Consider the following 12,525-nt stretch of genomic DNA (forward strand, 5'->3'; position numbering starts at 1 on the left):
CTGTGCTTAAATCAAAGCACGGTTGGATGTTGCGGGTACCGAATGTAACACTCGTTGATGTAACTGCGCTAGACCCATGTTCATTTCACGTTGTACGGTTGCGGTTAAACTTTCAACCGTATGTCCTTCAGTATCAATCATTGGTAAAGTTAACAAATGTGCAGTCACTTTCGGCATTTCCAACACATTTTTAATATGATCAACAAAGCTGGTTTCGCCAATAAACGGCGCCACCATATCTAACTCCCCTTGCTGATTCACATAACAAATTACGCAGACCTGAACAGGTCGCTGCGCTTCAATCGCTGCCCCCAAAATTCGGCCATGTACTTTTTTAATCCGTGTACCATCAGACGTGGTTGCTTCAGGAAAAAACAACACAGGAATATCTTGTTTAAGAAAGTGGGCAATCTGTTCACGAATTTTGATTGAATCTCCCGAACCTCGTTTAATAAACAAAGTTCCACCCGCTTTAGCCAGTTTTCCAAATACAGGCCATTTTTCAATTTCAGCCTTAGCCAAAAAGAATACGCGCGCCCCAGAACCTAATACGGCAATATCGAGCCAAGAAATATGATTACTGACCCACAAAGCAGGTTCACGCGGAATCGCACCATGCACTTCAACTTCAAGATTGAACACCTTACATAATTGACGGCAAAAATACTGAACGTAGCGGGTATTATTGGCATTGTTCGGGTCTTTATATAAACCATGACGAGCAACCAGATAAAATCCTTCCGAAACCACACCTAAGCCTGCACTGAGCTTTCGACCATACAAGAACAGCTTGGAAATTGGATTCAATGAAGACGTTTGAGCAGCTGAATTTTCTTTCATATATTTTGACTAACCAGCAAAACCTTGTGAGTATTTGATGAACTTTGCTTCATTCTATACGGTTCATCCCCCACATGCATTGATTATAAAAACCGAATGTGAACATTACAAAATCCAATTTTAATTCGAATGGCAACTTCATTATGATGGTTTTATAAGCATTAAAATGAATAGGTGTAACATATGCGAACTCATACACCACCTCAAAAATCCAAGTCATCTCATCACTGGTTACATACATTACAAGTGGTCATCGGCTTTAGTATTCTGTATTTTGCTGTCATCATTCTGTTTGCAAAATTATTTGCTGCCACGTTATAAAGCAACGAATCTCAAGCATCTCGGCCCTTTTTCCACTAGAATAGAATTTTAAAGTGGAGAAATGGCTGAGTGGCAAATTTAAAACGTCATCAAGGTGGTGAACGCATTATTCTGGTCAGCGTTTCCGTGCAAATGCTGGAAAATCTTGATGCCGAAGAATTCAATTTGCTGGCTCAATCGGCTGGTGCTGAAATCTTGACACATATACACGCACAGCGGGTTAAACCCGATGCCAAACTTTTCATTGGCTCAGGCAAAGCCGAAGAAATTGCTGAACTTGTTGCAGAATATGAAGCCGACTTAGTCATTTTTGACCATGCATTAACGCCTGCACAAGCCCGTAATCTCGAATACATCCTCAAATGCCGAGTAGTCGATCGGAACGAATTAATTCTGGATATTTTCGCTCAGCGCGCGCGTACCTTTGAAGGTAAGCTACAAGTTGAATTGGCTCAATTACAACACCTCTCCTCCCGTTTAATTCGCAGCCGCGGAACCCTAGACAGTCAAAAAGGCGGGATCGGTTTACGTGGCCCTGGTGAAACCCTACTCGAAACAGATCGTCGTCTTTTAAAAATTCGCATGGGGCAACTCAAAGCCAAACTCGATAAAGTTCGACAAACTCGTCTGCAAGGTCGTGTTGCACGCCAAAAAGCGGCTGTTCCAACCGTATCTTTAGTTGGCTATACCAATGCAGGAAAATCCACCCTCTTCAATGTTTTAGCCAATAGCGATGTTTATGCGGCTGACCAACTGTTTGCGACCTTAGATCCAACATTACGTCGACTTTCATGGGAAGGCATTGGTACTGTAGTGTTGGCGGATACCGTTGGTTTTGTACGGAATCTTTCTCATTCTTTAGTCGAATCATTTAAAGCCACTTTAGAAGAAACACTAGAAGCCACCTTGTTACTTCATGTGATTGATTCAAGCAGCCCAGAAATGTTGGAACAAATTGAAGCAGTTGAAAAAGTACTCAAAGAGATTGGAGCCGATGTTCCTGTACTTCGGGTCTACAACAAAATTGACCAAAGCGCTGAAGATGCAAAAATTGTGTACAGCCAGCCTAACTGCCCTGAACGTGTTTATGTCTCAGCCCATACAGGACAAGGCATCGAGTTGTTACAACAAGCGGTACATGAATGTTTGATGGGACAAATTCAAAACTTCGATCTGACACTGAAACCCGCTTATGGAAAACTGCGTACCCAACTCTATACCCTCAATGTGATTCAATCCGAACATTATGATGATGAGGGTAATCTACATCTAAATGTAAAAATTGCACCTGCAAAATTGGAACAACTGATTCGTCAAGCACATTTACCACTCGATCAAATTCTGGGAGAAAAAGCAAGCATGTTCCAGAGAACGCTAGAGGAGTTTGAAATCAAACCCTAAATCGGTTAAAACGTGATAAGTAAAATTTTTTAGTGTAATGACAAATCATGGATTGGGTAAAAAGTATTGATTGGCCAGCATGGATGGGTACACTTTTTTTAATTATTGGGTTCCGTGAATGTGCGGTCTGGATCATGACGCAGTTCAATCATCCTGAATTGGGTAATTTGATTGGATTAATTAGCTTATTAGTACTGCTTTTGCTCTGGCGTAAGTTCCGCAAAGTCCCTGCCCGACTGGTCGATACCAATAATAAAATCATGAAAGAAAGCGCCTTTGCCTTTTTACCGATTAGTGCAGGTTCTTTACTCATGTTGGTTCATATGGGCAGTGAAATTCCGCTATTTGTCGTGGTTCTGGTGGTGAGTACGCTTATTCCACTCTGGGTTTACGCCAAAATGGCAAAGCACTGGCTATAGGAAAAGCACATGTTCTCAATTCTCTCTGGTTTTCTCATTACACTTATTGCCTATCTATGTGCCAAACCAATCAATAAAAAAATTCCACAAATTCCCGTGATTGTCATCGGCATGTTTTTTGTTATTGGTTTACTGTTTTTATTGGGCATTCCTTACGAATCCTATATGCAACAAACCAATACCATCTTCAGTCACTTACTCGGCTATGTCACTGTCGCACTTGCCATTCCTTTAGCTGCCATGCGTTATGATGATTTACCTCCTAAAGCCATTATCAGTATTTTGGTTTTTGCAAGTATCAGCGCAGTTGCACTTCCCATGGGCTTGGCCTATTTGTTACATATGGCTGATTCAACCATCATGGCGTTTGCTACCCGTGCAGTAACCACCCCGATTGCCATCAATATTGCAACTTTATTGCACGCACCAGTCACGCTAGTGATTCTAATTGTCATTTTATCGGGTGTGATTGGCGCAGCATTTTCTCCACTCATCTTACGCCATATTAATGATGAACGTGCGTCAGGGCTAGCGCTAGGGCTTGCTGCACATGCGATTGGCACAGCTCAGGCTTGGCAACGAGGTAGTATTGCAGGACGCTATGCCGCATTTGGCATGGCCGTAAATGCCGTTTTTACAGCAATTTGGCTGCCAACTTTTATACTTTACCTGCAAAATATGTGATCAACAAAACATTCCAAAGGTTGTTTTGTACAGAAAACAGCCCTAAGATAGATTTTGTTTAGTCGATTAAGTCAGCAAAAAGGAATTTATGATGGGAAAAGCTAAATTAATCAGCGCACTTGTTCTATCTGCTTTTAGTAGCATGGCTTTTGCAGAAGATATTTCAGGAACATGGAAGAACATTGATGACAAAACTGGCTCTTCTAAAGCCGTTTTAGAAATTCGTCAGGAATCAAATGGTACCTATACAGCCAAAGTTGTAAAGGTAACACCACGCCCAGGCTATACACCTAAAGACACCTGTATAGACTGTCCTGCACCTTATACCAACAAGCCAATTTTGGGGATGGATGTACTCAAAGGTTTAAAGCATGAAGAAGGTTTAAATTATTCTGGTGGTAAAATTATTGACCCACTTTCAGGGAAAATTTACAGTACCAAAGCCAAAATGAGTGCTAACGGTAAACGTTTAACCTTACGTGGATATGTCGGTGTTTCTGCATTAGGTCGTAGCCAAACTTGGATTCGCCAAGAATAAGAAAGCACACAAAATCAAACCGCCAAATAGGCGGTTTTTTTACATCTAAACCAATTATCTTAAAATTTCAAGCATATTGACTCCATAGTTTACCAAATCTTAACATTTTCATCGAGATACACGATAAAGTGAGCGTCCATATCCCAGCGATATAACAATGTATAAGGTTTTTACATTAATAGGGAATACATGAAAAAAATCATCTCTTTAAGCATCTTCACAGGTTTAGTCATCGCGAGTACTGCTGCTCTAGCACAAGATATCTCAGGCACTTGGCAGCAAATTGACGATAAAACAGGTTCACCCAAGGCAGTGATTGAAATTCGGAAGGAATCCAATAATACCTTTACAGGAAAGATCACCAAAATTACCCCCCGTCCAGGTTATACTCCACGTGAGCGCTGCAACAATTGTCCAGCACCATATACCAATCAGCCAATCTTGGGGATGGAGATATTAAAGGGACTTAAACAAGTCGAGGGGACAAACAATTACGAAAAAGGACGCGTGATTGATCCTCTGTCTGGTAAGTTTTACGATGCGAAAATGAAACTAAGTGCAACAGGCAAACGCCTGTCTTTGCGTGCCTATTTGGGCGTTTCAGCTTTAGGACGCAATCAAACTTGGTTAAGAATTGAATAAGCGCTTATTAAAAAATGGATTGGGCAGTTTCAGCTCAATCCAACATGATTTCCAACGCACTCTAAGCAAATAAAATCAATCATATATCCAATAAATAAACTATAAGTTCTCACTTGAACCGTTGTTTCCCTATTGTGCACATCCAACTTACCCACCATATTTTAATGAAGAGAAACAACGTCAATTATTTCTAATGGATATAAAGTAGAAGAAATGTCGTTTTAATCACTTTGGGCTTTAATACTTTATAAGATACTATTTTTAATAAACATAATACAAAAATATAGCAATATATGCTGATCAGTCTGGAAATTCCCAAGCCGTCATCGAAATGCCTAAACAATCTGACAATACTTCTGGTACTGAGGTACATTTCATTAAATGACTTGGCTATTCTCCAGCACTTAGCGATGTAAATTCCCCAGCCCCTTATGCCATTTCACTAATATTAAGAACGACTATTCTGAAGGGACTCAAAAATGTTCAAGGCTCATCTAGCTACAATTAGGGTCCTATAATTGATCCATTCAATAGTCAAATTTATGATGCCAAGATGAAACTCAATCCTTCAAGTATACGCTTATCATTATGTGTCTATATGGCTTCATCTATTTTGGGGCGCATTCAGACTTTGGGAATCATCCAACAAAGTCAAAAAAAGCCACGAAATCGTGGCTTTTTTTTTCAATTCATCACTGGATTATCGACTGCAAAAAGCTCTTGGTCTTCCAGACGATACGCCAATAATTGATTACCCCAGACACACCCGCCATCTACATTTTGGATATGCGGGTTAATGGTTCGACCTTGTAAGGCTGCCCAATGACCAAAAATGACTTGATGGGTTTCTGCTGCTTTTGAATCAAATTCAAACCACGGCTGAAATTCTTCAGGCATTGGATCGTCCAGTGCATCTTTAAAACTAAATTCCAAACGACCTTCTGCATTGGTCAAACGCATTCGCGTAAGATAATTGGTAATACAACGTAATCGTGCATTTCCATTTAACTCATCCGACCATACATCAGGTTGCGTACCGTACATCTCTTGTAAAAAGGCATCCATCACAGCAAAGTCTTCATGACCAATGACTGCTTCGACCTCTTGCGCCAAAGTAGCCGTTTGTTCAGCTGTCCAAATACATGGAATACCCGCATGAGTCAAAATGGTCTGTTCATTCGGAAACAAGCAAAGCGGTTGCTTACGTAACCAATCAATCAAATCATCACTATCAATGGCATCAATTACATCTCGGGTACGGTCTTTATCTTTTACTGACTTTAAGCCGCGTGCACATGCCAAAAGAGTCAAGTCATGATTACCCAACACTGTCGCAGCAGAACCGCGTTCCACCAGTTTTTTAATAAATCGTAATGCCCCAATTGAGTTTTCTCCACGCGCAACCAAATCACCTGCAAACCAGATAAAGTCTTGATCGGGGTCAAACTGAATTGACTTCAATAAGGCCTTTAAGGCTTCAAAACAGCCTTGCACATCTCCAATGACATAATTGTAACGTGGCATGATAATTACACCATTTGATCTGCTAGAGCCACGAATTGAGCCAAGCTTAATGTTTCAGGACGTGCCATTGGATCAACACTTGCTTGCTCAAAACCATCCTCACGTAACATGCCTTTTAAGCTATTACGTAAAGTTTTACGACGCTGAGTAAAAACATGCGATACCAAACGTGCCAGTGCCTTTTCATCTTTAGCAATAATCGGCTTTACTGCATATGGTTCTAAACGAAATACCGCAGAGGTTACTTTAGGTGGCGGGTTAAATGAACCTGGTGGTACTTCAAACAAGAAGGTTGGTTTGCAGAAGTACTGAATCATCACCGACAAACGGCCATACTCTTTGCTATTTGGAGCAGCCGTGATACGGTCAACTACTTCTTTTTGTAGCATAAAATGCATGTCTTTGACTTTGTCACCAAATTCTAAGAGGTGGAACAAAAGTGGAGTCGAAATGTTATACGGCAAATTACCTACAACACGTAAAGGACGACCCTCTTGAAATAAGTTGGTGAAATCGTATTTCAATGCATCAGTTTCAATAATGGTTAAACGTTCAGGATGTGGCACACGCCCCGGTAAACCTGCCGCCAAATCTCGGTCTAACTCAACAACCGTGAGTGCGTCACACTCGCCAATCAACGGAGAGGTTAATGCTGCCAAACCGGGCCCAATTTCTACAATGTTATCACCAGAGCGGGGTGCAACTGAACGTACAATCTTGGCAATCACACGTTGGTCATGTAAGAAGTTTTGCCCAAAACGCTTACGCGTATGGTGCCCTTCATCTTTCGGGTTTAAGGCATTAATTTGATACATAAATTTTTCCAACGTGAGTTAATCACTAAACATTAGTGACGAGCTAATTCTAATGCTAAATCAACAGCGACCTGTAAGCTTGAGCTTTTCGCAAGACCTGTGCCTGCGAGGGAGAGAGCTGTGCCATGATCGACTGAGGTACGAATAAAGGGTAAGCCCAAAGTAATATTAATGGCTTCACCAAACCCCTGCGATTTTAACACAGGTAAGCCCTGATCGTGATACATCGCCAAAACGGCATCGGCATCTTTTAAATTTTCAGGGGTAAATAAAGTGTCAGCAGGCAAACTCAGGCTCATATTGATGCCTTGAGCACGATAGCTTTCCAGCACAGGATTAATCACCTCAATTTCTTCCATACCTAAATAACCGTTCTCCCCTGCATGCGGATTTAAGCCGCACACTAAAATGTGGGGATGCTCTTTTTTGAATTTGCTTTTTAAATCGTGAATTAAGATATCAATGACTTGATATAATCGTTCTTTGGTAATCGCATCAGGGACAGCTCTTAAGGGTAAATGGGTTGTGGCAAGCGCGACACGCAAAGTTTTGGTTGCAAGCATCATCACCACACGATCAACGCCAGCAAACTCTTGGTAATATTCGGTATGTCCACTGAAATGAATTCCTGCCTCATTAATCACCGATTTTTGAACAGGTGCAGTCGCTACCCCGACGCTTTTCCCAGACATTGCATACTCTGCTGAGCGACGAAGTTGCTCTAAAACATAAGCTGAATTTTGAGGATTGAGCTCACCCAAAACTACAGGTTGGCTTAAAGCGACATGCTCCACATAAAGCTGACCGAGACGCGATGAATTTTCTTGACCAGAATACTCAATCAGCTCAATAGCAAGACCTAAGCATTCTGCACGTGCACGCAATAAATTGAGATCACCAAGGACCACAAGCGGACGCTCATCTATACGCCCTGCGAGGCTCAAGCAAATATCTGGACCAATTCCAGCAGGTTCACCACTAGTGATATACAAAGGAAGCATACTGAACTCAAAGAAAATGCACGTCACTCATTATACAACGTCTATTTCGAGATAGAGGAATAACAAAGCCTATCGCTGAAACTTGTCTATTCCAATTCTAATCATCCGTTTAGTAATTGGCTGAAAACCTTGTTACAGGATTCGTTTGAACTATAAAACCCATTAATAAATAATGGAAAACTATTTCACTATTTTTTTGTTCTTCTAAATATCCGAATCTCTACAGACACTCCATCCGCTTATTTATTTTTTTATAAAAGAATAAACTTTGATCTCTTCCTTTATATAGGGAAATGCCTTAGAATACGGCTCTTGAAATTTTATATTTTCATTTGTGATTCTTAACGTATTCGTTTAGAATCGCGTCTCCTTTTGTTTGGACAGATTCCATAGTCCAAACCAACTATAATAGGTAGTGGTTTAATGAAAACTCTCAGCGCTAAGCCTGCTGAAGTTCAACACGACTGGTACGTTGTTGATGCTTCTGGCAAAACTTTAGGTCGCCTTGCGACTGAAATCGCTCGTCGTCTACGTGGTAAACACAAGACTTCTTATACTCCTCACGTTGACACTGGCGACTATATCGTTGTAATCAATGCTGAAGAAATTCAAGTGACTGGTAAAAAAGCACTTGATAAAAAATACTATCGCCACACTGGCTTCCCTGGTGGTATCCGTGAGACTAACTTTGAAAAGTTAATCGCTCACAAACCTGAAGCAGTTTTAGAAAAAGCTGTTAAAGGTATGTTACCAAAAGGTCCTCTTGGTTACGCAATGATCAAGAAAATGAAAGTGTATGCAGGTACAGAGCATCCACATGCTGCTCAACAGCCACAAGTTTTGGACATCTAAGGGATACAGCACATGGCTACTAATTATGGTACAGGTCGCCGTAAGACCGCAACTGCACGTGTTTTCTTGTCAGCTGGTACAGGCAAACTCGTAATTAACAACCGTACTCTTGAGCAATACTTCGGTCGTGAAACTGCTCGTATGGTTGTTCGTCAACCTTTAGAACTTCTTGAAGTTACTGAAAAGTATGACCTTTACATCACTGTTGCTGGTGGTGGTATCGGTGGTCAAGCTGGCGCTATCCGTCACGGTATTACTCGTGCATTGATCGCTTCTGACGAAACTTTAAAACCTGCTCTTCGTCAAGCTGGTTTCGTTACTCGTGATGCTCGTGAAGTTGAACGTAAGAAACTTGGTTTACGTAAAGCTCGTAAACGTCCTCAATTCTCTAAACGTTAATTCGTTTACCGAATCGGACCAAAAAACCTCGGATTTTCCGAGGTTTTTTATTTTAAGCAAAGTTACAACTATTTAGAATAATCCCCTCACTACATCGCTACCTATCAACTTCATGATTTCAGTAAATTGATGATTTTTATGAATGAGGGCATTACACCTTCCCTTACCTTTTAATCCAGCATTTATATCAGTCCATCATTTTAAATAGTCACTACACATCTTTTGATGACATAGTATGGTTTAATCCACTAACACCACAAACTCAAAATGACCAGTCAGAGTAGTCATCTTTCCTTGTATAATCGACTATCTCATTAGTGAATTCAGTTAGCATCTTTTTTAAAAATAGAAATCGAATCTACATTCCCTACTAAATGCCCCAAACACAATTGTGAGATGAGAGTATTTCATGTGTTTTTCTATCTTCAAGTTGATTAGAAAATAAATCTATCCTTTAGCAGCATATTATTCAGCTTGACGTGCTTTCTAACGCTAATTTTAGTATTCTATATGATCAATCAAAATTTTTTGGACTTATGTCTTTAGAAAATCCTGCGACTCCCATTCAGGGGATTACACTTTACAGTCATGCTGATGATTTTCGCTCGCATTGGATTCGTTATGTGCTTGCCGAAAAACAAATTAAATTTAATCTCATCTTGTTAGATTACGATGATGAAGACCTCGCAAGTCTAAATCCTTATCACCAACTTCCAATGTTAATTGAAAATGATCTTAAATTATTTAATACCAACATCATTTCCGAATATTTAGATGACCGTTATCGTCAAAATAAGTTGTACGCTGATGCACCAGCTCCACGTGCTGAACAGCGTCAATATATTTGGCGTTTTGAGCAAGATTGGTTGAAGTTAGCGGATATTATGCTTCGTCATCCGGACAGCCTCAATAAAAATGATAGTGCTAAAGCACAGAAGCGATTGAGAGATACGCTGATTTCTCTAACACCATTGTTCCAACATTATCCATATTTTATGTCGGATAACTTTACAATTTTAGATTGTATGTTAGCACCCATTTTCTTACGCTTAGATTCTATGGGAATAGAGTTACCGCACAAATTGTGTCGCCCAATTCTTTTATACTGCCAACGCATTTTCCAACGCCCTGCATTCATCAAATCTTTGACATTGCAGGAAAAAAATCGTTATGGCAAGTTTTTATCTTCTCCACCGAGTAAACCATAATGTCTGAACAGGAAACTAACTTATCTCCTACCCGTCCGTATTTGGCTCGCGCTATTTATGAATGGATTTGTGATAACAATCTAACACCATACTTATTGGTCGATGCTACACAACCAAATACTATGGTCCCTGAACAATTCATTCAAGATGGGCAAATCGTCCTCAACATCGTACCGCATGCAGTACACCAACTACATATGAGTAACGATGCTATTACTTTCTCTGCACGTTTTGGTGGTGTATCTCGTGATATTTATGTGCCACTATATGCAGTATTAGGTATCTATGCGCGTGAAAATGGGCAAGGCTTATTTTTTGATCCAAATGAATATGAAAATGTTAAAATTCAGCAAGATGATTTAAAATCAGAACCTGAACAAAACCAAGAACAACCCAAGAAAAAGCCAAGCTTGAGGTTATTAGATTAAAACAAGAGGAAGTAATATGGCTTTTGACTTAGTACAATATTTTGCAGAGCAAATTCACATTCAAAAGCCAGAGCTTCTGAATCAATATCAGCCTAGTGAGCGTAAAGCACATCTAGCAGAAATCAATACGCTCAGTCTTGCCAAACTAATTACCTTATGGCGTAAAGACGAAAATAAACTCTATCAAGAAATTCAATCGCAAGAACAACTGTATATTATCGATGTTGCACGACATCTCACCACTTCGGATCAGAATCACTCCACTTTAGAGAAAGCTGAATTTGAACATACGATTACTGAAGTTTTGTCTTTACAGTTAGCCGAATTAAAACAATTAGATGATACTGGTCATTATGGCATTAAAGGCTTACGTGAACTAATTACAGGACAAGTCGAACATTTATCTGGGCAAGCAGCCGACTGGATTTGGTCAACAAGTGAGCTAATAGAACTCAAAGGATCTAAACCGATACCCGAAGAAGAGCTATCATTAGAGGATACTATGAAGGAGTTTAATCAAATGGTTCATCAGAGCAATATTGCAGAGCATCATGAACAAGTGGCTGAAGTTGAAAAAACTGTAGTTCCTACTTGGGCTAAAATTTTAGAACCCGTTGTCGCTTTAGCCATTTTATGGATACTTTATTCTGCTGCAACTCAAATGTTTGCATAAGATATGACAAGAGAGTGTGGTCACATCATCACGGCACTCTCTTTTTTATAAAAATAATAATTTAGACTGAATTATTCATCAATTTATCTAATTAGCTTCCGTTTGTATATTTAATTGCTTGGTAAAATTTACACATTGTTACACTTCTATTGTAGTCATATTATGACAATCAAATATATATGGTTATTCATATTCCCACTTGGATTCTGAGAAATAAATCACATTTAAGCCGAGCGTAATAATCGGATATTTACCAAAATTGTCACATGCCCTTTTTGGGAAAAATAATTTCTGTTGATAATATTTTAGTGCCATTCATATAATCAAATGGATTTGATACCAAGTTAAATCAGTCCCAAAAATCCAAAAAAACATAAGAGAATCAATATGGCTAGAGTATCATTAGAAGTATTATCAGAAATTGATGGTTTCCATGCCGCTGCCTTAGTCGATGGGGAAAGCGGTTTGGCTTTAGCAACACAAGGCGGTGGTGACATTGATCTTGAGTTAGCAGCAGCAGGAAATACCGAAGTTGTACGTTCAAAACGTCGTGTTGCAAATGCACTAAATTTGAATGACTCAATTGAAGATATATTGATCACCCTCGGTAAACAATATCACCTGATTCGTCCATTAGAAGGTAATGAAAAACTCTTTTTATACCTTGTGTTAGAGCGTTCCAAAGCAAACCTTGCAATGGCACGTCATGAACTTAAAAGTTATGAGAAAGGTTTAGATTTCTCATGATTCATCATCCCCCCTTTTTTAATTGTCCAAAAA

Annotated in this window: 16 protein-coding genes; 12 read left to right on the forward strand and 4 right to left on the reverse strand. The window is 39.7% G+C overall.

Annotated features, from left to right (window positions below):
- Positions 1 to 6: 6 nt before the first annotated feature.
- The gene (locus MP622_RS11135) at positions 7 to 840 is read right to left on the reverse strand and encodes a lysophospholipid acyltransferase family protein (protein ID WP_243790999.1); all 834 of its coding nucleotides are present in this window, start codon (positions 838 to 840) and stop codon (positions 7 to 9) included.
- Between the two features lie 183 nt (positions 841 to 1,023).
- Here MP622_RS11135 and MP622_RS11140 point away from each other — a divergent pair, with 183 nt between their 5' ends.
- The 6 genes from MP622_RS11140 (at position 1,024) to MP622_RS11165 (ending at position 4,845) form a co-directional block, all read left to right on the forward strand.
- Positions 1,024 to 1,161 carry a hypothetical protein gene (locus MP622_RS11140; protein WP_158654331.1) on the forward strand — a complete coding sequence of 46 codons (138 nt, stop codon included), beginning with the start codon at positions 1,024 to 1,026 and terminating at the stop codon, positions 1,159 to 1,161.
- 69 nt (positions 1,162 to 1,230) lie between these two features.
- Complete coding sequence (hflX, locus tag MP622_RS11145; protein WP_044739243.1) at positions 1,231 to 2,562, forward strand: ribosome rescue GTPase HflX; 1,332 nt, start codon at positions 1,231 to 1,233, stop codon at positions 2,560 to 2,562.
- 47 nt (positions 2,563 to 2,609) lie between these two features.
- Positions 2,610 to 2,981 carry a membrane protein gene (locus tag MP622_RS11150; RefSeq protein WP_044739242.1) on the forward strand — a complete coding sequence of 124 codons (372 nt, stop codon included), beginning with the start codon at positions 2,610 to 2,612 and terminating at the stop codon, positions 2,979 to 2,981.
- A 9-nt stretch (positions 2,982 to 2,990) separates the two neighbouring features.
- Positions 2,991 to 3,665 (forward strand): LrgB family protein, encoded by a 675-nt coding sequence (locus tag MP622_RS11155; RefSeq protein ID WP_044739241.1) that lies wholly within the window; start codon positions 2,991 to 2,993, stop codon positions 3,663 to 3,665.
- Between the two features lie 91 nt (positions 3,666 to 3,756).
- Positions 3,757 to 4,203: a DUF2147 domain-containing protein gene (locus tag MP622_RS11160; protein WP_044739240.1), complete on the forward strand. Its 447-nt coding sequence runs from the start codon at positions 3,757 to 3,759 to the stop codon at positions 4,201 to 4,203.
- A 189-nt stretch (positions 4,204 to 4,392) separates the two neighbouring features.
- The gene (locus MP622_RS11165; RefSeq protein WP_044739239.1) at positions 4,393 to 4,845 is read left to right on the forward strand and encodes a DUF2147 domain-containing protein; all 453 of its coding nucleotides are present in this window, start codon (positions 4,393 to 4,395) and stop codon (positions 4,843 to 4,845) included.
- Positions 4,846 to 5,529: 684 nt separating this feature from the next.
- Here the strand turns inward: MP622_RS11165 and MP622_RS11170 are convergent.
- The 3 genes from MP622_RS11170 to pdxA are packed head-to-tail and all read right to left on the reverse strand — an operon-like array spanning position 5,530 to position 8,185.
- A complete protein-coding gene (locus MP622_RS11170) occupies positions 5,530 to 6,372 on the reverse strand; it encodes a symmetrical bis(5'-nucleosyl)-tetraphosphatase (protein ID WP_243793520.1) in 843 nt (280 codons plus the stop codon).
- Positions 6,373 to 6,374: 2 nt separating this feature from the next.
- Complete coding sequence (gene rsmA, locus MP622_RS11175) at positions 6,375 to 7,184, reverse strand: 16S rRNA (adenine(1518)-N(6)/adenine(1519)-N(6))-dimethyltransferase RsmA (RefSeq protein ID WP_243791001.1); 810 nt, start codon at positions 7,182 to 7,184, stop codon at positions 6,375 to 6,377.
- 32 nt (positions 7,185 to 7,216) lie between these two features.
- The gene (gene pdxA / locus MP622_RS11180) at positions 7,217 to 8,185 is read right to left on the reverse strand and encodes a 4-hydroxythreonine-4-phosphate dehydrogenase PdxA (RefSeq protein WP_243791002.1); all 969 of its coding nucleotides are present in this window, start codon (positions 8,183 to 8,185) and stop codon (positions 7,217 to 7,219) included.
- 423 nt (positions 8,186 to 8,608) lie between these two features.
- Here pdxA and rplM point away from each other — a divergent pair, with 423 nt between their 5' ends.
- From rplM to MP622_RS11210, 6 genes are all read left to right on the forward strand, one after another.
- The gene (gene rplM / locus MP622_RS11185; protein WP_004695096.1) at positions 8,609 to 9,037 is read left to right on the forward strand and encodes a 50S ribosomal protein L13; all 429 of its coding nucleotides are present in this window, start codon (positions 8,609 to 8,611) and stop codon (positions 9,035 to 9,037) included.
- Between the two features lie 12 nt (positions 9,038 to 9,049).
- Positions 9,050 to 9,436 (forward strand): 30S ribosomal protein S9, encoded by a 387-nt coding sequence (gene rpsI, locus MP622_RS11190; protein ID WP_004695095.1) that lies wholly within the window; start codon positions 9,050 to 9,052, stop codon positions 9,434 to 9,436.
- Positions 9,437 to 9,972: 536 nt separating this feature from the next.
- On the forward strand, positions 9,973 to 10,644 hold the full coding sequence (locus tag MP622_RS11195) for a glutathione S-transferase N-terminal domain-containing protein (protein WP_044739236.1): 672 nt from the start codon (positions 9,973 to 9,975) through the stop codon (positions 10,642 to 10,644).
- Positions 10,644 to 11,072 (forward strand): ClpXP protease specificity-enhancing factor, encoded by a 429-nt coding sequence (locus tag MP622_RS11200; protein WP_016165408.1) that lies wholly within the window; start codon positions 10,644 to 10,646, stop codon positions 11,070 to 11,072. The genes MP622_RS11195 and MP622_RS11200 overlap by 1 nt, the downstream gene beginning before the upstream one ends.
- A 16-nt stretch (positions 11,073 to 11,088) precedes the next feature.
- Complete coding sequence (locus MP622_RS11205; protein ID WP_243791004.1) at positions 11,089 to 11,745, forward strand: hypothetical protein; 657 nt, start codon at positions 11,089 to 11,091, stop codon at positions 11,743 to 11,745.
- Between the two features lie 387 nt (positions 11,746 to 12,132).
- The gene (locus MP622_RS11210) at positions 12,133 to 12,492 is read left to right on the forward strand and encodes a hypothetical protein (protein WP_044739234.1); all 360 of its coding nucleotides are present in this window, start codon (positions 12,133 to 12,135) and stop codon (positions 12,490 to 12,492) included.
- Positions 12,493 to 12,525 lie beyond the last annotated feature (33 nt).

The organism is Acinetobacter sp. PK01, assembly GCF_022819285.1.
In the GTDB taxonomy this organism is placed as follows: domain Bacteria; phylum Pseudomonadota; class Gammaproteobacteria; order Pseudomonadales; family Moraxellaceae; genus Acinetobacter; species Acinetobacter tandoii.

What these genes read in the sequence shown, in the direction of transcription:
- MP622_RS11135 (WP_243790999.1), bottom strand. Translation starts at nt 840, where the DNA reads ATGAAAGAAAATTCAGCTGCTCAAACGTCTTCATTGAATCCAATTTCC.
- MP622_RS11140 (WP_158654331.1), top strand. Translation starts at nt 1,024, where the DNA reads ATGCGAACTCATACACCACCTCAAAAATCCAAGTCATCTCATCACTGG.
- MP622_RS11150 (WP_044739242.1), top strand. Translation starts at nt 2,610, where the DNA reads ATGGATTGGGTAAAAAGTATTGATTGGCCAGCATGGATGGGTACACTT.
- MP622_RS11155 (WP_044739241.1), top strand. Translation starts at nt 2,991, where the DNA reads ATGTTCTCAATTCTCTCTGGTTTTCTCATTACACTTATTGCCTATCTA.
- MP622_RS11160 (WP_044739240.1), top strand. Translation starts at nt 3,757, where the DNA reads ATGGGAAAAGCTAAATTAATCAGCGCACTTGTTCTATCTGCTTTTAGT.
- MP622_RS11165 (WP_044739239.1), top strand. Translation starts at nt 4,393, where the DNA reads ATGAAAAAAATCATCTCTTTAAGCATCTTCACAGGTTTAGTCATCGCG.
- rsmA (WP_243791001.1), bottom strand. Translation starts at nt 7,184, where the DNA reads ATGTATCAAATTAATGCCTTAAACCCGAAAGATGAAGGGCACCATACG.
- pdxA (WP_243791002.1), bottom strand. Translation starts at nt 8,185, where the DNA reads ATGCTTCCTTTGTATATCACTAGTGGTGAACCTGCTGGAATTGGTCCA.
- rplM (WP_004695096.1), top strand. Translation starts at nt 8,609, where the DNA reads ATGAAAACTCTCAGCGCTAAGCCTGCTGAAGTTCAACACGACTGGTAC.
- rpsI (WP_004695095.1), top strand. Translation starts at nt 9,050, where the DNA reads ATGGCTACTAATTATGGTACAGGTCGCCGTAAGACCGCAACTGCACGT.
- MP622_RS11195 (WP_044739236.1), top strand. Translation starts at nt 9,973, where the DNA reads ATGTCTTTAGAAAATCCTGCGACTCCCATTCAGGGGATTACACTTTAC.
- MP622_RS11200 (WP_016165408.1), top strand. Translation starts at nt 10,644, where the DNA reads ATGTCTGAACAGGAAACTAACTTATCTCCTACCCGTCCGTATTTGGCT.
- MP622_RS11205 (WP_243791004.1), top strand. Translation starts at nt 11,089, where the DNA reads ATGGCTTTTGACTTAGTACAATATTTTGCAGAGCAAATTCACATTCAA.
- MP622_RS11210 (WP_044739234.1), top strand. Translation starts at nt 12,133, where the DNA reads ATGGCTAGAGTATCATTAGAAGTATTATCAGAAATTGATGGTTTCCAT.